The 22,353-nt window shown below is 54.3% G+C and carries 17 protein-coding genes and 1 pseudogene; 6 read left to right on the top strand and 12 right to left on the bottom strand.

Annotated elements, in window-relative coordinates; translation table 11 throughout:
- Positions 1-112: 112 nt before the first annotated feature.
- A pseudogene (locus tag MOV63_RS26980) lies at positions 113-475 on the bottom strand (transposase); the annotation flags it as partial.
- Positions 476-984: 509 nt separating this feature from the next.
- Between MOV63_RS26980 and MOV63_RS26985 the strand changes: the two are divergent.
- Positions 985-1,392, top strand: a complete 408-nt coding sequence (locus MOV63_RS26985; protein WP_247038520.1) for a helix-turn-helix domain-containing protein — start codon at positions 985-987, stop codon at positions 1,390-1,392.
- 216 nt (positions 1,393-1,608) lie between these two features.
- Positions 1,609-2,913: a plasmid replication protein RepC gene (gene repC / locus MOV63_RS26990; protein WP_247038522.1), complete on the top strand. Its 1,305-nt coding sequence runs from the start codon at positions 1,609-1,611 to the stop codon at positions 2,911-2,913.
- 342 nt (positions 2,914-3,255) lie between these two features.
- On the opposite strand, the gene MOV63_RS26995 is transcribed toward repC, so the two are convergent.
- The 4 genes from MOV63_RS26995 to MOV63_RS27010 all read right to left on the bottom strand — a co-directional run bounded on the left by MOV63_RS26995 (position 3,256) and on the right by MOV63_RS27010 (position 8,447).
- Entirely contained in the window at positions 3,256-4,008 is a 753-nt protein-coding gene (locus tag MOV63_RS26995) for a hypothetical protein (protein WP_247038524.1), read from the bottom strand.
- 676 nt (positions 4,009-4,684) lie between these two features.
- Positions 4,685-5,497 carry an inositol monophosphatase family protein gene (locus MOV63_RS27000; protein WP_247038526.1) on the bottom strand — a complete coding sequence of 271 codons (813 nt, stop codon included), beginning with the start codon at positions 5,495-5,497 and terminating at the stop codon, positions 4,685-4,687.
- A 671-nt stretch (positions 5,498-6,168) separates the two neighbouring features.
- Positions 6,169-7,050 (bottom strand): inositol monophosphatase family protein, encoded by an 882-nt coding sequence (locus tag MOV63_RS27005; RefSeq protein WP_247038528.1) that lies wholly within the window; start codon positions 7,048-7,050, stop codon positions 6,169-6,171.
- Between the two features lie 533 nt (positions 7,051-7,583).
- Positions 7,584-8,447, bottom strand: a complete 864-nt coding sequence (locus MOV63_RS27010; protein ID WP_247038530.1) for a hypothetical protein — start codon at positions 8,445-8,447, stop codon at positions 7,584-7,586.
- Between the two features lie 425 nt (positions 8,448-8,872).
- On the opposite strand from MOV63_RS27010, the gene MOV63_RS27015 reads away from it, so the two are divergent.
- Positions 8,873-9,292: a hypothetical protein gene (locus MOV63_RS27015; protein ID WP_247038532.1), complete on the top strand. Its 420-nt coding sequence runs from the start codon at positions 8,873-8,875 to the stop codon at positions 9,290-9,292.
- 862 nt (positions 9,293-10,154) lie between these two features.
- Here MOV63_RS27015 and MOV63_RS27020 read toward each other — a convergent pair.
- A complete protein-coding gene (locus tag MOV63_RS27020; protein WP_247038533.1) occupies positions 10,155-11,045 on the bottom strand; it encodes a hypothetical protein in 891 nt (296 codons plus the stop codon).
- 439 nt (positions 11,046-11,484) lie between these two features.
- Here MOV63_RS27020 and MOV63_RS27025 point away from each other — a divergent pair, with 439 nt between their 5' ends.
- Positions 11,485-11,889 (top strand): hypothetical protein, encoded by a 405-nt coding sequence (locus MOV63_RS27025; protein ID WP_247038535.1) that lies wholly within the window; start codon positions 11,485-11,487, stop codon positions 11,887-11,889.
- A gap of 626 nt (positions 11,890-12,515) precedes the next feature.
- Here MOV63_RS27025 and MOV63_RS27030 read toward each other — a convergent pair.
- Positions 12,516-13,271, bottom strand: a complete 756-nt coding sequence (locus tag MOV63_RS27030) for a hypothetical protein (protein WP_247038537.1) — start codon at positions 13,269-13,271, stop codon at positions 12,516-12,518.
- A gap of 532 nt (positions 13,272-13,803) precedes the next feature.
- Here MOV63_RS27030 and MOV63_RS32675 point away from each other — a divergent pair.
- Positions 13,804-13,932: a hypothetical protein gene (locus MOV63_RS32675; protein ID WP_258719316.1), complete on the top strand. Its 129-nt coding sequence runs from the start codon at positions 13,804-13,806 to the stop codon at positions 13,930-13,932.
- Between the two features lie 370 nt (positions 13,933-14,302).
- Here MOV63_RS32675 and MOV63_RS27035 read toward each other — a convergent pair whose 3' ends face one another.
- Together MOV63_RS27035 and MOV63_RS27040 are read right to left on the bottom strand one after the other, a co-directional pair.
- A complete protein-coding gene (locus MOV63_RS27035; protein WP_247038539.1) occupies positions 14,303-15,142 on the bottom strand; it encodes a hypothetical protein in 840 nt (279 codons plus the stop codon).
- A 703-nt stretch (positions 15,143-15,845) separates the two neighbouring features.
- Entirely contained in the window at positions 15,846-16,715 is an 870-nt protein-coding gene (locus MOV63_RS27040) for a hypothetical protein (protein ID WP_247038541.1), read from the bottom strand.
- A gap of 534 nt (positions 16,716-17,249) precedes the next feature.
- Between MOV63_RS27040 and MOV63_RS27045 the strand changes: the two genes are divergently transcribed.
- Complete coding sequence (locus tag MOV63_RS27045; RefSeq protein WP_247038543.1) at positions 17,250-17,888, top strand: hypothetical protein; 639 nt, start codon at positions 17,250-17,252, stop codon at positions 17,886-17,888.
- A gap of 955 nt (positions 17,889-18,843) precedes the next feature.
- Here MOV63_RS27045 and MOV63_RS27050 read toward each other — a convergent pair.
- The 3 genes from MOV63_RS27050 to MOV63_RS27060 form a co-directional block, all read right to left on the bottom strand.
- Complete coding sequence (locus tag MOV63_RS27050; protein ID WP_247038545.1) at positions 18,844-19,614, bottom strand: DUF1868 domain-containing protein; 771 nt, start codon at positions 19,612-19,614, stop codon at positions 18,844-18,846.
- A 656-nt stretch (positions 19,615-20,270) separates the two neighbouring features.
- A complete protein-coding gene (locus tag MOV63_RS27055) occupies positions 20,271-21,203 on the bottom strand; it encodes a hypothetical protein (protein ID WP_247038547.1) in 933 nt (310 codons plus the stop codon).
- A 534-nt stretch (positions 21,204-21,737) separates the two neighbouring features.
- The coding region (locus MOV63_RS27060) for a DUF1868 domain-containing protein (RefSeq protein WP_247038549.1) at positions 21,738-22,353 on the bottom strand (616 nt) is incomplete at its 5' end.

Here is a 22,353-nt window from a genome sequence, read left to right on the forward strand (position 1 = left end):
CGTTCAACTTCTCCAAAGCCTCCGCTGCCTGACAGACCCGGATATCGCTTCGCGAAAGGGGCTGGTTCAGAGATACCGCCTACGTCAATGTGCATGGAAAATCGCGCTTACCCTTGATGACACGCTGCAGATCGACGCGCCGCCAGCGGACCACGCCATCGACGGCCGGGTCTGGCCCCGTCTCCACGATCTCAGCCAACCCCACCTTCTGAGCCGCAGACAAGCGCGGCTCTGGGCCGGCGTGCCACACGTCCTTCAGCCCCTCTGGACCGGCTGCGTTGAAACGGTGGACCCAGTCGCGCAGGGTTTGCCTGTCCATGCCGCCGATCCGGGCCGCGTCGGCACGGCTCATTCCATCCACAACCGCCGCCAGCGACAACAAGCGCCGGCTCTGATTGACGTCCGTCGTCACCCTTGCCAACCGCCGCAAGTCGGCCGGTAGGTAGTCTGTGCGTAACTTCACCGCTGATCCCATGGCGCGAATCTCCTCGCACCTCACTGAATCAGCAATCGAAGCCTATTGGAACCCGGAGAGTCAGGTCCTGGGCCCGCTGGTATAACTGATCTTCGGACGGTGATACGCGCATGGTTTTTAGCGATGCGACACCGGCGGGGAAGGGCTGTTTTGCGAAGAGCGGCACAAAGAACCGGTCCCAAAGCGAAGAGAGTGGATCATGCGCCAACGCAGAAAGCCGGCTGCGTAGCGATCCTGGATCTTCCGTGAGGAATAGCAAGACGGCCAGAGCAGTCTGCCGATGAGGCGTCGCTGCGGAGGGATCGAGCAAAACCGTCGAATATCGATCTGCATTATATGCCGCGGGCGCGAAGGTCGGGCCTAGAGGTTTTCGGGCGTTGCGACACAGCCAATATTACAGCTGTAGCCCGTTCAAAAACGAATCCGGAACTCGCGACTTGTGGAGTCATCCGCGCTTCGCAATGATGCTTGGACTCTTAAAGGATTCCTAGTGCAGGAAGGATACCACAATGTCAGAAGCTCTCTTCGATAATCATGGCGGTGATTTCCTCCCGGTCGAGACCGCGCTCGGTCTACTGTCGGGAAAATGGAAATGTATCGTTCTCTTCCAGCTGCTGGATGGCACGGCACGTTTCAGTGAGCTGCGCCGCCGACTTCCGGCCATTACACAAAAGACGCTGACCAACCAGTTGCGCGAGCTGGAGCAGGCGGGGCTGATCGAAAGGCGCGTTTATGCGCAGGTGCCGGCCCGGGTGGACTACACGATTTCGCCCTTCGGATTGACGTTGGAACCCATTCTCCGAGCGCTTCAGGGTTGGGGCCAATCTTTTGGAAAGATACGGGAGCAGATCCTGTTCCCGGGTCCGGGCCAGATGCCGCCTTCACCAAGCTGTGACGAAGAAACCCGCTTAGGCTGACCTTGCCGGCCAGGCAGGCTGCTGTTCGACGTATAGACCGAGATATATTCGGAAAGGACAAACGCGCAAAAGAAAAAGGCCCCCAACGACCAAGCGGTGGAAGCCCTCATCTTATTTCCTAGCAAGAGTAAGAATCGCATTTCCCTCCGCCATAGTCAAGACGTCTGAGCGCCTCTGGGTGAACGGCTTCTTTTGCCTTTTTGAAAGGTGACGGAAATGGAAATGGCACATGTGACGACGCCCTTCGGTCGGCGGCCGATGACGCTTGCTCTGGTAAAAGCTCAGATGGATGCGGTCAATGCACCGCCGGAGCGAATAATAGATAAAGAACGAACAATAGATAAATGGCAGGTATTGCGCGATATCTGCGACGCCCGTACGAGATTGAAATTGCGCGATCGCGCGCTGGCGGTGCTGAGCGCACTTCTGTCCTTCCATCCCGAGGCCGGTCTTTCGTCTGCGGATAACCTGATTGTCTTTCCGTCCAATGCCCAGCTCTCGGCCCGTGCCAACGGCATTGCCGGCACGACGCTGCGCGAAAACCTGGCGATCCTCGTGCAGGCCGGCATCGTCCTTCGCCATGACAGTCCAAACGGCAAGCGGTATGCGCGCAAAAGCTCGAGCGGACGGATTCAGACGGCCTACGGCTTCAGCTTGTCGCCGCTTGTTACCCGCGCCGCCGAATTTGCGGAGCTGGCACAGGATGTTGCGGCCGAGCGGCGGCATCTGGCGATCCTGCGCGAACGGATTACGCTTTTGCGTCGGGATATACGCAAGCTGGTTTCCATTGCTCAGGAGAAAGACAGCGGAGACCGCGACGGAGACGAATTGTCCGTCCTTGAGATGAAATACGCCGCGTTTATCGCGGACATCTCCCGGAGTGGATCACTGGCGGAACTGGCGGTCACGGAACGCGGCTTGGCCGACCTCAAGAAAGAAGTTATTAACCATCTGGCCATCCATTGGAAATTACAAAAAGCCGATGGCAATGCCGACGAAATCCGTTGCCACATACAGAATCAAAATACTGAATCCTTAATTGAATCTGAGCACGCTTGTGAAAAGGAACGGGGCTGTAATGTCCAGATGGCGACTGGCTTGGCGACGGCCGGCAGGGTGGCAAGCGCCGATCGGCCCCTCACGTCGTCCGGAACAAACGCCAACCCATTCATCGGGACCACCTCGGCGGCGGTGAAGATACTGCCGCTCGGCCTAGTCGTCCGATCCTGCCCGGAGATCGTTGCCTATGGGCCGAAGGGCCGGATAGAGACCTGGCGCGAACTGATGTCCGCAGCGGTCGTGGTCCGCTCGATGCTCGGCATCGGTGCAGGTTTATACCAGGAGGCGTGCGAGGCGATGGGGCCAGAACATGCCGCGGCCACGATCGCCTGCCTGCTCGAGCGAGCGGGCCATATATCTTCACCCGGCGCCTACCTTCGCACGCTGATCCGAAAGGCGGGTTGCGGCAAGTTCTCCCCAGCTTCGATGCTGATGGCCCTGGCCAAAAAGCGCGGTGGCTGAGGTTTGGTAAGCCAACCCCGTGCAGGTCTTTTTGTCGGCAGGATATATAGGGGTGTAAACGTGCCGATATTGCGATTATCAACTACTGCTCGGACATTGGGCTTGGCGCATAGATGGGTACAGCTGGATATCCAATCACCGGGTTTTGGGTTGGGCAAGAACGTTCGTGTTTATTGTTCACAATCTGCGATATTTGCTATAGAAAACCATGAAATCCAAGATTTTTTGTGCAGTTTTATTCCCGATGTTGAAATCGGTAACTTGAGCGGCCGGCGTGTTGAATTCGCTTTTCGGCTTATCGCTCTGTCCCGTTGCCTTTTTTGTCCTCCATACGCAACGCGGTTAAGGCAGCAGGAGATTTCCCAACGGAGTATCGGCCTTCAACTCGCGCGACGCAAAATCAGCGGTCGCGATAGCGACTGAGAACGGCTTGCCGCTGATCCGGAGCTTGCGGAGGTTCTGCTGACGCACTTCAATCGTGTTTCCGATGGAAGAGCCATCGACCATCATCACCACTTGGATATGCGTCAGGAGGATAGCGAACCAGGCAGACATGGTCATCCAGCTTTCCCTCGGGGAGACAAAGGCGTCGGCAATTCCCTCGGAGAAATCGGCAATTGCCTCGGACACGCAGCCGGGGTTCGTGGCGTTACAGCCATTGTGCCTTACCGCATTTTCGAATGCCTCCTGCTCCTCTTCGGTCGTCTGCTCACCACTGCCGAACCGAACGTCGAAGGGCTGTGGCCCGGGACAAGGCTTGAGTTCGAGAAATTTGAGTTCTTTCCCGTTGATCGTGATTGGCATGTCGATGCCGCCCTTGATCGTCCACTTGCCCTGGATCGGCGAAAGTCTACAGCTTCTCAAGTCAACCGCTCCCCAACATGGCACTCCTTGCTGTTCTAGCTCGGCGGATGTCGCGAAGCTGAAGTGGCCTTTGAGCAGGTTGTCGTGTCCGTCGCGATTATTGACGCAAATGATTGGTTGCTTGTCGATCGTCATGCGAGAGGGCGAGGTCTCATCCACGACGGTGTAGTCGGGGTGTTCCTGACGAAGCAGTTTCGCTGCGACATTTGGCAGCGTTTGTGCCTGGTACAACCACGTCGTTTCCCCTTGAGGGGAAGGTTTGCCCGGTATCCTCCACGCAGCGCGCAGCTTTACGAGCTCATTAAAGATTATTTGCGCCCTCTGGGCGCCCATCGATGCAGAATTCAAGAGGGCGCTAACCGTGACAATGTCGGAGGACGCCATGGTGCGTGATTTTGCTCGTGCTGTAATACAAGGACGTCGAGGCGAATGTGCAGAGGGTGGTAGCAGGTTTGTTGCGGGCGATGGAGCTTAGGGATTGTTTTGGAGCCTGCGGAGTGCCTCTCCCGAAACGGGAGGGAGACGGGCTGGCTTTTATGCGAGGAAGGCCGGCTGATTGCTCAGGCGTGATTTCCCTGTCCACGTCATCGCCACGTCAGCAGCATTTCCGGGTGACGTGGCAATGACGCTGGCGGGCGGCAACGGGGGCCGAACCTCGACAAGGGCGGCTGTGCAGGGCATGGAATATCCGCGGTTGAAAGCAGCTAAACGGTCAAGGGGAAAGTCAGGTCACGGACGATGCATGGAGCGTTTTCAAGAGCTGCAGAGAACGATCATATTTCAATTTTCCTGATCTGCCAGAATACCCTGATCTGCTTGAATACTATGGAAAAAACGATGTGGTACAATTTGTATGCTGTTTTGTGCTGGGGGTTGAACTCCTGAACATCCACTCAAGCGATCCCATTCACGCTGGTCTCTTCCTCAGGAGTTTTCCCAAGGGAGTATCGAGCGTCAGGTGATCCACCCAAAACTCATTCCTCACAACGGCCAGGGTGAACCGCGTGCCCGAGCCCGGAACCTGATAGGTCTTGCTGTCAATCCGACAGCCGTTGACCAGGACGACGAGGGGAGTATTTCTCGGGTATAGTATGTTGAACCAAGGAGCCATGGTCGTCCCATTCTCCATTTGGGAAATATAGCCGGCTGCCTCACCTCGCATGATCTCGAAAATCGAAAGAGATAAACAGCGGAGGTTGTGGCTTCGGTCGGTCAGCTTCCTAACTTCGTCCACGAATTTTTTTTGCTCTTCGCGTGTGTTCATCTCGCCGGTGTTGTACAGAAGCCGCATATTGGCTGGATCATAGGGCTTGAAGTCATAACGGGCAGGGACGTCATTGATCGTAATCTTCCGGCCGATGCCGCCTGAGATCTTCCAGGTTAATTTCCCGGTGTTTTTCTGACGTATGGTGGATTTGATGACGACGACGCCCAAATCCCACGTTCCTATTGTCGTCGCGAAGTTTAAGCTGCCTTTGAGAAAGTTCGCGCGTCCGTCGAGCGCATCGACTGCGATGATTCGTTTCTCACGGTGGGTTATGTTGTCGTAGGGGACTGGGTTGGGTTGCGAGATATCCTCATCGCCTACGACATGGTAACCATCGTATCGCCAACGAAGTCGTTTCAACATAAAGTTCGACAGCTCTGTCGCCCAGAGCCAAGTCTCAGTCTCTTGAAGATTGCCGATCGGCTCGTCAGGCTCGCTCCATTTGGGGGTCAATCCCTTAACCGAATCAAACCACCATTTCGCATTCTCGGCGCCTGCCAGAGCGCATGTCACAAGATCATCGAGTGTAACCGTTGTGCAGGACGCCATGGTGCAGGGCGCTAAGCGATTTGGTCCGGGTCGATGTAGGGCTGATGATTGCCGGCTCGCAGGGCGGCGAGGCCTCGGTGACTGTTTGGACGAGCCTGTAGGGTGTTTCTCTCGAAACCGGAAATGGGCCGGCTTTTTATGCAAGGACGGCCCGCCGACGGCCCAGGCGTGAATTCGCCTCCACGTCAGCACCAGGTCCGCAGTCTGTGGGATGACGTGGCCTGACCGCGCATACTGACGTGGCATGGGGCGGGGTCGGAGCGTGCGGCGGCAAAACATCAGCTTTCTAAATCAAGCACGGTGCACGGGCATTGGGCTCTCCTGCGGGCTCCCATGGGCAATCGGACGGAGATCCATTGACGCGTGGTTAAACAGAGGCAAAAAGCTGCAGAGACGTACGTGTTCTTGTCTTGATCTGCTGTGCTAGCTAAAAACAATCGATCCAATATTTTCGCGCAGTTTTTGTGCCGGGTGTTGAACCCGATTTTTATGAGTGGCAGATTGTCGCCGTGTTGAACGTTTTTCCATTGCCTCCTAACCCTGATCCTCCTCGGTTCTCCTGATACGCAGCGCCGCTAATTCTGCAGGAACTTCACCAACGGGCTGTCCGGCTGCAGCTTATCCTTCGCGTAATCCTGCGTGGCGATGACCAAAGAGAATGAGCCAGCCGGGCTGAGGTTCTTGATGATGTTGTTGTCGGCGGGTTGCCCATCGACCATGAAAACTGGTTTGTTTTCCTCCTCCTGCTCACTTTGCATGAAGATGGCGAACAAGGCGCCGACGATCTGCTTGTTCACTCGCAGGGCGAGACAAGCGTCGGTCATACCCAGCAGGAGTTTGATAGCTGAGACAGACACGCAACCGCAGTTCACGGCACCCTCGGCAAGTTTCTTAAGCTCCTTCGCCAATGCGTCTTGCTCCTCCATCAGCCTGTCGTCTGACAGCGACGTTTCGCCAAAGCTGAATTCCATACGGATCTTGGACGGATCATAGGCCTTTGGTGGCTTGGGTGACGTGTCGCCGAGTCGAATGGGATGGCCAACGCCGCCCGTGATGGTCCCTTTAGCGGAAGAGAGGTGTTGAGCATCAGCCGCTCTCAAGGCAATCACTCCGAAATACGGCACCCCGTTTTCGACCACCGCGACAACGACTGCATAACTCTTTGTTCCATGCCAGTAGTTTTCGCCTCCGTCGAGTGGGTCGATCCAGAAGCCGGATTGATCGGTGGCGATCAGGACATCACCGCTGCCTGCACGGGCGACGGGCGTGACGGAGTGTTCACGATAGATATCGCGAATACCTTTGGTCATGTCAGCGCGGAGCGTTTTTTTGACCCAAGCGAGATCCACAGGCGCTCCTCCGCGCTCTTCTGGCACGAAATAATAGTTCGCAACATTCCGGCCTTGATGGGCGAAAGACACAATGTCGGCAAGCTTCACACGGGCTGCGGAGGCCATGGCGCACGGTGTAGCACTTTTGAAATGGGGGTTCGTCTGCCTGGCTGTGATGGCGATAGTTGAATGAAATTACCACTCAGGTTTGGGAAAGGGGCTTTGGGGGTATGTCTAGGCGCGGCCGTGTTTCCGATCGTGGGAAGGAGGGCTGTTTTTATACTTGAATGCTGCCTCACACCGCGCGGAGGGTCTCGCGTGGAGCGACCCTGGCACCACGTCAGCGGTTTTCCGGGATGACGTGGCGGCTGACGTGGTATGGGCAATACGGGTCGCACATTCGTGCGTAGGGTGGTCAGAGAAACATGCGGTCACGGATGTTTACAGGACACTTTCGAAAGATTGCAGAGAACATTCGTGTGCTTTGCTCATGATCTGCCGTACAAGCTATGGGAAAAAGACAAAAGATCCAATTTTCGCGCAGTTTTGTGCCGGGTGTTGAAACCCGTTCCTGCAAGCGGCAATTGCCGGCGTGTTGAACGCTTTTCACTGTCCTCCTCCCCCGATCCGTCCTTGGTCTTTCGTGACGCGCGGTGCCGTTAATTCTTCATGAGCGTCATCAATTCACTATCCGGCTGCAGCTTATTCTTCGCGTAATCCTGCGTGGCGATGACCAAAGAGAATGAGCCGGCCAGGTTGAGGTTCTTGAAGAGGTTCTCGTCGGCGAGGAGCCCATCGACCATGAAAACCGGTTTGTTTTTCTCCTCCTGCTCACTTTGCACGAAGATGGCGAACAAGGCGGCTATCATCCACAGGCTCAATCCACGCGCGAAGAAAGCGTCGATCTGACCCTGAAGGTAGTCCAGAGCTGAGAGAGACACGCAACCGTGGGGCCCGGTTCCCTTGCTAAACTCCTCAACCGCCTTAATGAATGCGGCTCGCTTATCTTTGGCCATTTTTTTGCCAATGTTGAATTCAAGACGGATGTCGTCCGGATCGTAGGTCTTTGGTGGCTTGGGTGACTTTTTGTTGTGCTCAATGGGTTTGCCAATGCCGCCTGTGATGGTATATTGAGGGTAGTCGATGTGTTGCTCGTCAGTCGCGTTCAAGGAAATCGCCCCGAGATGCGGCACCCAGTCTTCGACTGCCGTGACAGCTGTAGCGAAAAGCTCTTCTCCTCTCCAGTAGTTTCGATCTCCATCGAGTAGCTCGATCCAGAAGCCGGATTGAACGGGGGTGATCGGGCTATCATCGCCGTTTGTATCGGCGGCCACGAGCGCGGTGGAGTGGGCAGGATAGCCGTGAATGCAATTGACGAGGACGGAGAGAATCTGTTGCCTGACCCAATCGACATCTATCGGTGGGTCGTCGGAGGCGCGCGGCCGGTAGTAAAAGTCCGCAACTCCTATGCCTGCCGAGGCGAAATGCGCGAGTTCCCCAACCGTCACAGGTTTAGACGCCATGGCGTAGGGTGTTGCGTTGTTGAGAATACGCGTGGTTTGTCTGGCTGTGACGACTGATCGAAATTATCTGTCCGGTGCTGGCAGCGGACACTTTGGAGGTCTGTTCGGACGCGCGCTCAGTATCGCCCATACGGCGAGCAGGGGGCGGCCTTTTATGTCTGAGTCTGCCTCGCACCACGCCGGTACCTCGCGTGGGAGCGACCCTAATGCCACGTCAGCGTTTTTCCGAGGTGACGTGGCGGCTGACTTGGCGCGAGCATAGTGGCAGAGCACATCAGGCTCGAAATGCCTATAAAAGTCGGTAACCGTCCCGTCTTTCCGTTCACAATTCCTCAAACAATCGGACCCGCCAGACATTCTGATTAAAACAATCAAACGCACCAAACCTTATCGCATCCATCGCAGCGCCCGCTTCCCCCGACAAAATGTCCGAGTGCAAATTTATCCAGTCGACGGCCCACACCATTGGCGCCGATGTCATCGGCATTTCCCAGGAGGGCAGCACTGTCTTCCAGATCGACGATCTGGGCGAGGCGCACCTCTCCTATTTCGGCCCCCTTGGCAAACATATCCTGACGGAGGGGAACATCCTGTTGTGCGATAAGGGCTTCAAGAGCTTCTGCAATATCGACGGCAAGGCGGAACCTAAGATAGTCCGCGTCCCTGATGGCGCGAAATTCAACCCTAATGAGAAAAACGCCATGGTTCTGGCGCGCGCCTGCGGAGGACATCCCGTTACCAAGACGGAAAACGACGATCCGTGCAACAAATTTTTGACGGAGCTGATGGGTGTCGTCGGTCGCGTCGAGGACAGTTGCGAGATCGCCGATACGGCCCATGCCTGATGGATGACCGCCACTTACCTGCTTCTGATTTCAACATATCAGAATGTTCAGGACAGGTTTCGCGAGAACGAGTGCGACAACAACTCGTCAGATCGATTTGCCCTCCTCTGTTTGAATTTCGTAATATTGTGTGCGCCACATCGAAAACAATAAATTCACAAAAAGATATTCCTGTCCTGATTAACTTTTATTTCGGTCACACCTCCGATATCTCCCCCGAATTACATAGCAGATAAAATAAACAATGTTTCTGCTGAGTTTTCCTGGCCACCAGCCATGCGATTCCCACAGATATGTGCTTTTCCGATCTTCTGGCCCAAGCGTGAATGCCTTCGACGCCTTTTGAAATCGTGACAATCCGGTCATCACGATGACATTTTATGATTTTGCAGGATATATGATGATGTGCTGTACGAAACTACGTTCGTTCGTTTGTTCGCTGGTTTGAATGTCAATCTGTCAGCCGGTTTGTCCATGGAAAAGGCGGGGGTATTTTCCTGTCTTATAAGCGGTTGATGCGCCGCCGCCCTGAGCCGCGACGGGAGTTTTTTGCAGGATATATAGAGCTGTAAACGCCTCGTCATGAGAGGTCTCAATCTATGTTCTGTGTCTATATTTCGATATTTAACACGTCACTTCACCGGAGGTCGCGGAAATAGGTACGGATATCTTGCAGAGAACGTTCGTATTTCATAAATCTGCATACTTGCTATGGAAAAAAGACAAAAGATCCAATTTTTCGCGCAGTTTTTGTGCCGGGTGTTGAAACCCGGTTCTTGCAAGCGGCATTACCGGCGTGTTGAACGTTTTTCACTGTCCTCCTAACCCTGATCCTCCTCGGTTCTCCTGATACGCAGCGCCGCTAATTCTGCAGGAACGTCACCAATGGGCTGTCCGGCTGCAGCTTATCCTTCGCGTAATCCTGCGTGGCGATGACCAAAGAGAATGAGCCAGCCGGGCTGAGGTTCTTGATGATGTTGTTGTCGGCGGGTTGCCCATCGACCATGAAAACTGGTTTGTTTTCCTCCTCCTGCTCACTTTGCATGAAGATGGCGAACAAGGCGGCCGTCATCTCCGAATTCAATCCACGCGCGAAAAAAGCGTCGATTTCACCCCGCAGGTAGTTAAGAGCTGAGAGAGACACGCAATAGTGGGTCTGGGCATTCTTGCCAAGCTCCGCAACCGTCGCCTCGAAAGCGACTCGCTCATCTTTTTGCGTTTTTACGCCAACGATGAATTCAAGACAGATGTTGGCCGGATCATAGACCTTAGGTGGCTCGGGGGGCCCGCCGTCGAGTTCAATGGGGCTGCCAATGCCGCCTGCGATGCTCCACTGAGGGTCCGCGAGGCTTGCCTCATGGTCAAACGCGTCCAATTCTTCTTGGTTAGTCGCGTTCAAGAAGATCGCCGCGAGTTGGGGCACCCCGTCTTCGACTGCCGTGATAGCTGTAGCGAAAATCTCTATTCCAAGCCGGTAATTTGGAACGCCGTCGAGTGGCTCGATGAAGAAGCGGGATCGATCAGGTACGATCGGGTCATGACCCCAGATTATCTCGGCGTCCGTGGGCGCGGTAGTGCCGGCAGGATGGCCTTTGATTTGTGCGATCAGGTTTTTGAGAATCCTTTGCCTGACCCACTCGGCATCTATAGGCGGACCAAGGTGGTGTCGCGGCTGGTAGTGAAGGTCCGCAACCCCTTTGCCTAACGCTGCTAAATGCACGAGGCTGGCAAGCGTCAGAGGTTCGGACACCATGGCGTAGGATGCTGCGTTGTTGAGAATACGCGTCGTTTGTCTGGCTGTGACGGTGACGACTGATCGAGATTACCTGTCAGGTGCTGGCAGCGGACACTTTGGAAGTGTGTTGGACGCGCTCAGTATCCCATAACGGCGTGGAAGGGCGGCCTTTTATGCCTGAGTGCTGCTTCACATCGCACCGATGGCCTCGCGCGGAGCGACCAGAAGCCACGTCAGCGTTTTTCCGAAATGACGTGGCGGCTGACGTGGCGTGCAGGAGGATGGGTACATCAGGCTCGAAATGCCCATAAAAGTGGGCAACCGCGCCTTTTTTGTTCACAACCTCCAGACAGTCGGACACACCAGACATTCTGCTTGAAAACAATCAAACGCACCAAACCGTATCGCATCCATCGCAGCGCCAGCTCTCTTCGGCAAAATGTCAGGGTGCACATATTTGAAAGCGTCGGCCAGGGAGGCCGAGAGCGTTTTCAAACAGATTCCCGCGGTAGGCAGCACTCTCTTTCGTTATCATGGCTACCTGCCCGAGGATGTCGATGTTTTAGACAAGCTTGGCAAACATATCCGGACGGACGGGAACATCCTGTTTTGCGATCAAGACATCAAGATCTTCTGTCATATCGACGGCAAGGGGAAACCGGAGATAGTCCGCGTCCCTGCCGGCGAGGACTATCCCATTCCGGGGGTGGAAAACGCCAAGGTTCTGGCGCGCGTCTGCGGAGGACATCTCATTACCAAGGCGGAACGCGACGATCCATGCAACGCCTTTTTGATGAAGCTGATGGGCGTCGTCGGTCGTGTCGTGGACAGCAGCGATCCCGTCGATACGGCCCATGCCTGATGGATGACCGCCACTTCCCTGCTTCTGATTTCAACATAGCAGAACGTTCAGGACAGGTTTTGCGAGAACGAGTGCGACAACAACTCGTCAGATCGATTTGTCATTTTGTTTGAGTTTCACAATATTGTTTGCGCCACATCGAAAACAATAAAACTATAAAATAGATACTATTGAACTATATTTCAGTAATACTCCAATATTTACCGCGCGTTACATATCAGATAAAATAAACAATGTTTCTGCTGAGTTTTCCTGGCCACCAGCCATGCGATTCCCACAGATATGTGCTTTTCCGATTGTCTGGCCTCAGCCGGAAACTATGTTCTGCCCATCGTCCACGCTTTGATTTCAATAGGTTGATATTTGCCACGTCACGGAAGGTCAAGGAAATCAGGCACGGGTGTTTACAGGACACTTGTCAAAGGATTGCAGAGAACATCCGTATTCTTTGTTCATAATCTGCCGTACTAGCTATGGGGAAAAAGACTAAAGATCCAATTTTTCGCGCAGTTTTTGTGCCGGTGTTGAAATCCGGTTCTTGCAAGCGGCAATTGCCGGCGTGTTGAACGCTTTTCACTGTCCTCCTACCCCGATCCATCCTTGGTCCTTCGTGACGCGCGGTGCCGTTAATTCTTCAGGAACGTCATCAATGGACTGCCCTCCTGTGTATGGGGCGTCGCGAAAGCACTTGTCGCGATGAATACGGTGAACGGCTTGTTCTGGTCCATGCGCGGAACAGCACCGCCAATATTTTTGCCGTTGATCAGAATTTGCGCCTCGCTGTCCATGGAGAGCCTGAGCACGGCGGCCATGCCGGTCCAATCTTCTTGCAGGGAGAGAAAGCCGTCGAAGACGCCCAACAGAACTCGGAGAGCTGAAGGTGGCCCGCAGGTGACCCTTTCAGCCTCCCCGCCGCAATCCTTGACAGCTTTCTCGAAAGCTGCCTGAGCGGTCTCGGAGTCCTGCTTGCCCAAGTTGTATGCCAGCCTGATCCCCTTCGGATCATGGTCCTTGAGCTTAAACTTGGCGGGGATCTCATGATTCATCTTCATCTCCGTGCCGAAGCCACCCGTGATCGTCCAAAGAAAGGTGCCAATTTCGTTCAAGAGGCGATCGGAGACGAAGGACAAGGAAGTCCACATCAGAGCTTTTCCTTTCTGTATGGTGATGGCCGTTGTCCATTCCGAATTGTCCCGCTTATAGCTGGCACCATCGTCAATAATATGGATCGAAACAATGACCTGGAGGTCGAAGACCGGATCAGGGTAACTGATCGGAACAGGGTAACGGTTGTCGCATGTGAATCGGATATTCTCGCTGGCGACGAATCTGAAGAAGTCATTTGGATAGAGTTCCTTGAGCTGTCGGATCAGATCCGACAAGAACTCCCTTTTTGTCTCTGTGTCTGGCCCATTCGGGTTGTCCTCGAAGTGGGCCTTCCATTTATTGCGGGTTTGGCGCGTTAATTCCGAAAGGTTTCGACGCAGGAGTTTAAGATCCTTCAGACCGAGCGGCGCTGCGGGTAACGGGGCCATGATGATGGTGATGCGGACACGCAGAGCGGATTGTTTGTTCGTCGATCGGCGCAGGTTTTTGGATTGGTTGGTGAGCGTGCCCGAATGTCTGTTACGAGAGGCGAGGTGTGTGGCTCTTTATACTATGGAACCCGGCTGATTGCCTCGATGGCTGACGTCAATTTTTCGGATGACGTGGCAGCTGACGTGGCGTGCGTATCGGGATAGCGACATGTGAGGCTCGAAATGCCGATAGCGATGTTTCTGCTGAATGTCCTGACGACCGGCAATGCGGTTTCCGACACCCTGTCCATAACGTGAATTGTCCCTGATGCCTTTGAAATTCATCCAGTCGGGCTGTTTCTGGGATACCTTCTGATTTCGCAGGATATATGATCATGTGATGTATGAAACTACGTTCGTTCGTGTGTTCGTCGGTATGCACATCGATCTGTCAGCCGATCTGCCCATGGTGACGAACTCCGGTTATTTTCCTGCCTTAAGCATGGTTGAAGCGCAGCTGGCCTGAGACGCGCGAAAATGTTTTGCAGGATATATAAGAGTGTAAACGCCTTGGTATGACAGGTCGGAAACTATGTTCTGCCTCATCGTCCACGTTTTGATTTCAATAGGTTGACATTTACCACGTCACGTCATGGAAATCATGCACGGGTGTTTACAGGACACTTGTCAAAGGATTGCAGAGAACATCCATATGCTTTGTTCACAATCTGCCGTACTAGCTATGGGGAAAAAGACAAAGCTCCAATTTTTCGCGCAGTTTTTGTTTCGGGTGTTGAACCCGGTTCTTGCAAGCGGCAATTGCCGGAGTGTTGAACGTTTTTCTCAATATCCCGTTTCCCGATCGCTTCTGCTCATTGCTCTGCCAGGCGACAAGTTTAGCCGACGGGTCTATGGAGACGGCGCGATCCTAGTTCATGCGTTACCAAGTGGAGGCGAAACGACTCATTCCGGTTCAGTGTTGCAAGCGTGGAAGGCTGCGGCGCATCGTTGTTGATGTAGAAGGACATCTCAGGCAGTATCCTTCGTGAAACCGCCATCAAGGCGACGGTGGTCACCCATCTTGCCTTCGTGACAAAAAAGCCATCGAGCTCACCAAGCAAGACGTTGAGAAACGAACTTGACATGCAATGGCTGAGTTCGGCTTGGCCCAACTCGTGAAAGAATTTGGTGGCGGCTAGAGAATCCTGTTGGCTCGTATTGTATTCTATGCGGATGTCGGCGTCGTTATACTTCTTGGTACGAAGTTTGGCCGTGGGCTCAGAGAATGTGATGAGCCAGTTGTCGCCGCCGGAGATGAACCAGGGATGCTTGCCGATCTTGCGCATCACGCCAATCACTCCCATGATCGGGATCATTCCTCGGTGCAGCGCCATGGTAAACCCCCATCCATTGCCGCCCGCCAGGTAGGCAGCTTCGCCGTCGAGTGGATTGACGGATAGAACATCCCGTGTCGCCTCAAATGGAGGGTAGATGGGCCCGGTGTTGGTGGAGTTGACTACTCCGCCCACGATGAGACACCCATTGAATTCCTCCGCGAGCTTATTCAACATTTCCGTCTGGCAGGTATTGAGGACGTTATTGCCCACTCCCAAAAACATGTTCGGTTGGATATTCAGCAGATTATCCATGTAATTTTTCGCGTGAACCATGAGTTCATCGGGATGGGTGGGCACCTTGTACACGGCAGCGTCTTGCGGATACTGAATAAAATCCATTTTGGGCTGTGCGGACGGTGGCCGCCGTTTGATCGACGGACGCTGGACTTTCGGGGTGGTTCGGGTAGCTGTGCTGATCGCCTTTGTCCAGATGATTTTTCGCGATAGTAGGGATGAGTGGGTCAAGGTTTCCACAAGCGGAGGCGGGTTGGCTTTTATATGCACGGAAGGCCGGTTAATGACGCGAGGTGATTTAGAAGGCCACGTCAGCAGTTTTCCGGATGGCGTGGCAGCTGACGTGGCGTGCGGATCGGGATAAGGACACGTGGGGCTCGAAATGCCTATAACGATGTTTCTGGTGAATGTCCTGACGACCGGCAATGCGGTTTCCGACATCCTGTCCACAACGTGAATTGTGTTTCAATAGGTTGATATTTGCCACGTCACGTCATGGAAATCATGCACGGGTGTTTACAGGACACTTGTAAAAGGATTGCAGAGAACATCCGTTTGCTTTGTTCATAATCTGCCAGACTAGCTATGGGGAAAAAGACAAAGCTCCAATTTTCCGCGCAGTTTTTGTTTCGGTGTTGAACCTGATTTTTTGTTCTTTTCATTTGCCGGAGTGTTGAACTCTTATCCGAAGGGGAGACGCGCTGCGGTCGGGCATTGTTGAAAGGCCCGCATTTCCCATCGTGTTGAACGCGTTCAGCATCTTCTTACCTTAGCCTTTTGTTGCCGGCATCTTCGGTGCGAGGCAGCGTCACTTCTTCAGCAGTCGTTGCAATGGCCCCCCGGTTAGCACTTCGTACTCCAGGTCAGGCGTCAGGATCGCCACCGTAATCGGTTTGTCCAGGTCCTTGGGTGGGGTGTCACAATCAATGTAGTCGCCGTTGACCAGAACAAGCAACTCTTCCCGGCGCCGGATCGCGAAGAACGCGACCAGGCTCATCCAGTCCTCCTCCAGCGAGACAAAGCCGTTGAATTCGCCTGAAAAAAACTTGGTTGCTCCAGCCAAACCGCCAACGACTTCTTCCGCCTTCTGGTCGTACTTTTTGATCTTGGCTACGAATTTGTTCCGCGTCTCTTCCGGAGTTTGCTTGCCGGGGTTGTAGGCCAGGCGTATTCCGATAGCGGCCTTGCCGATGATCGGAGGCGGCCGCCTGCCATCCTCGTTGATCTTGATGTCCGAGTCGACGCCGCCCTGTATCGACCAGATGCGTTCGTTCGTGGCTGTCTGAAGTTCGTCGGACACCACGACAATCGCCCCGGCAAGCGGCGTTAGTCGTTTTTGTACCGCAAGAGCGATCGTGCAGCCGAATTTCTTGGTCTGGTAATCAAGGTCGTATTTCGTGTACAACGTGAAGATCAACCGGTCAGTGTCGATGAATTCGGCATAAGTGCGTGAGCAGTCCGTATTTGTAACTTCGTTACTGACGAAATCGCAGTTGCGATACGTCTTTAGCAGCGTTTGCAGCAGAGCTTTGCTCGCCGCGACGTTCGGCGCATCGAAGGGATCTTCTTGTTCATCCGCGTCCTGGTTTTCGTCTGCTTTCGCCAGGAATTGCTGCTCGGCGATCTGCGCCCACACCCACGCGTAGTGCTGAAGGTGGGTGGGGGAGATACCTTCCATGTCCATCATTGTGTGCGGTGTGCGGGTGCTGGCTCAGGCTTGTGTTTGTGTTTGGAAGACAGGCAATAAGCACGGCGTCCCGGCGGTGGGATCGCGGGTTGGTAGAGGCGTGGGCGATGTTACGATTGATTGCGCCGGCCGGAATGAGGTGCGGTGGATTGTTTTGGGGAGATTGTCCGGGCAAGACAGACGCATGTTTTTCCGGATATGGGTCTGCTTATATGCGACCGGAGCCGCCTGATTGCGCGGTGATGACGTCAGCGCCACATTGGCGGATGACGTGGCACTGCGGTCCGCCACGTCAGCGTTGACGTGGATCCAAAGGTCTGCTCGGCTATAAAGAGGACCGCAATGCCCATCCTTTTCGAAAGATCATAATCCCCACAATCACATTCCGAACCACAAATTCAACCCAACCCAATCCATTACAGACAAAGCAAACATTCTCAATTACCCACCCCCGATTTTTTAAAACCCACCCATTTTTTCATCGTATCAATCCCCCAAGTCAAAATGTCTACCGCTGGAGCCACTGTGCCCGTTTCTGCGAAAAAGGCTCCGGCTGCAAAGGCCGCGCCTGCTGCGAAGCCGGCGCCTCGCAAGCCCGACGCAGACGACGGAGATGATAGCGATGTTGAAGACCGCGATGCTAGCGATGTTGAAGACCGCGAAGCTAGCGACGATGAAGGCGACGACGATGAAAAGATCGGGACGCTAGAAGAGAAGGTAAACGACATCGTGGAAAAAGCCGCTGCCAAGAGAGCCGAGAGCACGGTGAGGGTTAATCCGACCTTCCATATTCGTCTCACGAAGACGCAGCGCAAGCTGCCCGAAGAGAAGCGCGCAAAGGCGTTGGAGGAAAAAGAGGCTGTGGCCGTGCGCCTTGGCGGTAGGCGATTGAACGGTGAAGGAAACTATTGGAAGATTCCGGCGCGCTGCTCTCAAGAGACATTGACGAAGTTGCAACCTTTCCTCGGTTGGCCGGTTCCGGACGATGCGCCAGCCAAACATAAGAAAAATCAATTGAAGCGAGAGCAGCGAGAGGTGGTCCTGGAGGTGTTGAACAGTAGGGGGTGGAGGAAGGTGTCAGGGAAGAAGAAGACGAATAGGACCCAGAACCAACCAAACCCGACCGCGAGGAGGGACAAGGGAGGGAACAACAAGCGCCGCTAATGCTTGGAGGCAGCGCCTCAGGGAGGGATTTTCGCGGTTACTCTCATTGCATTTGGTCCTCTTTCACAGTCTTTTCTGTTTGCCGAATTTTTGCTCTTTTGAAAACGCTGATCAAGCGCTCGGAAGAAGGATGGCGGTGGGAAAGGGCGGGCCTTCGACCTCCACTCCTTTAGCATTTGTCATTCCGGTTATCTGAGCTCCATTCCCTTATAAATACAGTCATTACCTCTGCGATCATAAGCTTGCGAACGTGACCATGCTGCCGCTCGTGCCTGTTCTCTGACCTTCCACCGGCTGATCTCCTCTTATCGCCGAATGGTTTTGATCCTTCCCAACTGGCTATTTATCGGGTTAAGGCGCTCCGATTTATGATTTGCAGGATATATGGGCGTGTGATGTGGGAAGCTAGGTTTATACGTACGTGCGTTTGTACGTTCATTCCTGCGTGTATCTGTCGATCGATACGTTAAATCCCACCTGGTTTTATCCGCGCTGCAGGGCACGTCCGATGGGGCAACGTCTCCTTGCTTCCTGCCGATGGAAAGAACCTCCGGAGATTTTCGCGGCCGATCCCTGCCATCGGTCATGTCCGAACGGGTTTGCCTGGCAAGCCTGAGGGTTGAGTTGCAGGATATATCGAGCTGTAAACGCACGCGACGTCACGTCATCAAGGACAAAAATCACGCAGGCATGTTTCACCGAAATTTGCGAGAGGTTGCAGAGAACGTGCGTGTTTCATATCTGCGGTACTAGCTAGCTACGGAAAAAGACAATCGATCCAAGTTTTTTTGCAGTTTCATGCGGGTGTTGAAACCCGTTTTGCGAAGGGTGTTTCCTATGTTGCGATCGAGCGCTGTTGAAGGCTCTTATTTTCCAATCCTCCTGTAATCCCTCAAGGCGCCTCCCGGAATGGTTGCAACGCGATAGCGGCCCTCGCGTTGCCGGCATTCCCCCCTTACTTAAACGATTGAAGCTTCTCCTCCATCTTGGGGTAAATATCAACGTAGCCATACAGGCCGAGAGTGCCAGCCGTGACGACCTCGGACAGCTTGTCGAACTCGCAAAACTCGACCAGCCCGAGTTCGAACTTCACCCATCGGGCAATGTGAGTGTCGTATGCCTTCCGCACCCTAGCGGCGACGAACCGGGCTTGCTCGTCGGTAAGATAGTGCGTCGGATAAGCCAGGTCGACGTGGAACTGGCAGTCTATCGTCGCGCTATGCTCCATTCCTAAAACTTCGTCACAGGCGCTGCGCATGCCCCAGAGCTTGAGTCGTTCCTCATGATTGTCCGGTTCAATGAGGACACTGAGGCTCTCGCCCATGACGATGCCAGCGGGACGAACGAGATATTTATTGGCACCGCCGAACCGGCGCAGGCCCAAATCGAATAAGGCTCGTCGGGCTCTCGGGTGCTTATTGATGTCAGATGAGCATAGCCCGTCTTGAACGGTCATGTGCAGGCTGTCGCGATCGGGAAAGAGAAAAAAATCCTCAAGCTTCGCAATCTTCAGCGCGTCTTTCAGCTCGTCCCGCATCGCCTCAAAAGCGGCATGGACCGTTTCGTTTCGAAGAAGACGCAATAGGAACTTGTTCCCATAGAAGGGAAGAAAGCTGCCCGCTTTCAGCTTCCCGTCCGAAACGAGCTTCGGGCGATCGAGGCCGCTTCCTTCTCCTGTCAAGACCTTGATGACGCGAAGAAGTTGTTGCCCGCGATCGTCGTCCATGGTTGCTGGTTTGCGGCGGGTTACAAGGTTTAGTTGAGGCGTTATTTGTTTGATGAAGGCGGAGAAAGATCGTCAGCTGGTTGGCGCAAGGGGCAAGAAACCGGTTCGATGAAATTCCGGCGCAATCCCGGCTTTATGTCGATTTCGCGAGGCGGGAAAAGAGGCCGCCCAATGCGGGCGTGCGAGTTGCGACAACAATGACGTGGCCTGCCACGTCAGCAGCTCGGCCACGTCAGGCCGGGCAGGGTAGATACGCCATGACGTCCGAATACCCTTGAGCACCGGGAAAGAAAGTGCCCGCAGCCACGCTTTCATCTCACTGTTGACCACTGAGATCCAGAACCTGAAGGATATATCGAGCTTTGGCGTGATGCGTCCGAACTTTCCGATTACAATGGATTGAGGCGCGCGACGATACGTAACCAAGGGGCGAAAAATCAAGCGGGCATGTTTCACCGACAAGAGGCTGCAGAGAACGTGCATTGTTCATATCTGCGGTACTAGCTAGTTACGGAAAAAAACAGTCGATCCAGGCGATCCAAGTTCTGATAGTTTTGCGCCGGATGTTGAACCCGGATTTTATCTGCGTGCCAATTGCCGGAGTGTTGAAACCCGGTTTACGCAATTTTCCCCGAGCTGTCCGTGCTCTTTTCTCTCTACTGGAGCTGCGCCACCAAGTCCTTCATGATAATGGGCAAGGCAGTGCCGTCCTTTAGGTAGCTATCGAAGAAAGCTTGCGCCGCGATGACGAGGTGGAACGATTTGTTGAGATCCGCCGCGCGGACAAAGTCGGCGTCGACGCGCTTGCCGTTGATCATCACAACGAAATACATCCGCCAGAAGATCGTGATCCACGGACCCATGACGGGCCAGGTTGCATTCACCGTGACATGGACGGGGCGCGTGCCTTTCAGCATTAGGATCAATGGCACGGCCGCACATTCGCTCTGCGTGATCTCGAAGCCAGTGATCCGCTTAACAGCAAGGAATGTGTCTTTCATCTCCGGGGTCGTCTCCCTGCCCAGGGTGTATGCGAGGTGGATGGGCCAGGAACCACAGTCCGCCTGAGGTAACTCTGGATGATTTTTCGCGTTGATCCTGATGGTGAAATCAGGTCCTCCGGCGATGAACCAGTCGCTCGGTCCGAATTCCTCCTTAAGTTCGGCGGATCGGACGGCAACCGCGGCCATCGTCGGCAACTTATTTTCCGACACCATCACGGACACCGCGAAATCTTCTTTGGGCCCAGAGGAAAGGTCGCCCCCTTCGAATGGACAGACTGTAATGACGGTTCCTGAAGCGACGTTCCCAAGGTAGGTGGGTCCAGGCGTTTGTGACAAAGAGCGATCGCTCAGGATTTCACACCCGGAATAGGCATCTTGAAGCGATTGGAAGGTGGTGTTGGGCAACACGAGGCCGATGCCGACGGCAAAAACCGCAGGGTCATGCGTTTCGGCTTCGATCGGCCTGTTCACCTCCTGAAAGACAGAACCCAGCCTGTACAAGCCTTTCATCGTGTGAAGGCGGAGTTCGTGCGCCGACTTCGGTAGAACCGGTTCCTGGCTTGCCATGGTGTCGGTCTTGAACAATTGGAAGCTGATCGATGTTGCGGGCGCGGCGGCTATGACTGCCTGCCGGTTGTCGGGCGATGGTTTGGGGAGCTTGGGTGGTTGTGAGCGCCGTATGGTTCTCAAAAGAAGAAGACGGGCTGGCTTTTATTCCTGAAAGGCCGGCGGATATCGCACCGAGGCAACGTCGTGCCACGTCAGCATTTTCCAGATGACGTGGCCGCTGACGCGGCGCCCCGTCGGGATCGGATTAAGGGGTCTGGTGACGACAATTGCAGGGATCTTCACCGAAATGCGGGAAAAGTCATTGACGCGTAGTTCTTGTTTTATTTCCGGGGCTAATCAAAGGGGCGCTAATTCAATGTGGGCTGACCACAATTCCATAGAAGCAGATTTTGAATGTGAAAGAGCGTAAGTTGAGTTACGGCTCGTACCTTGTGCTTTTGGCACTGATTTCAAATCGCAGGTTGAATGCGACTTTCAAGGGGATAGGTGAATAACGGGGGACGACTTCAGAAAACAAAAACCGCGAGCTCTTTTCCGTCAAACCGATCCTCACGCAGATGCGTCCTCGACCTCTGGGGCCTCCGTGCCAAGTTCGGTGTAACCATCGTATCCGAGCGTACCAATTCGCGTGAATCGGCCCATGTCCTCGAATTTGTAGAATCCCACCCTGCCGAGCTGCATCAGGGCAAATGGAGCAATGTGCCGATCGTAAGCAGCCTGCAGTTTGGGGGCAATGTCCTGCGCCACTTCGTTGTCGAATTTCTTCTTTGGATAGGCCAGGCTGATGTGGAATTCGTAGGCCGTCAGGTCATTGCAGTTGGTCTTCGTGGCCTTATGAAGAACGTTGCGCAGGTCCCAAAGCAGCCGTTTCTCGCTATCGTTGGCCCCTTCCACGACGATACGGAGGCTCTCGCCCATAGTGAGCCCAACAGGGGAAACGCGATATTCCTCTGCTGCGGACTTTTTCTCCAGAGCGTGTCCGAAGCGGGCCGTTGCCGCGTTGAGTTCATCCTGCGGGATATCGGTTAAACCCTCGAAAGCAGTGATATGCAGGGTGTCTGCGGGGAGAAAAGCGAAGAATTTGTCAAGGCCCGCCGTCTTCAGCTCAGCCACCATGTTTGTGAGAGCGCCATGGACCCCGGGATTATCGGCAAGGGGGAACATG

Source organism: Neorhizobium sp. SHOUNA12A, from assembly GCF_023006505.1.
Classification (GTDB): Bacteria; Pseudomonadota; Alphaproteobacteria; order Rhizobiales; family Rhizobiaceae; genus Neorhizobium.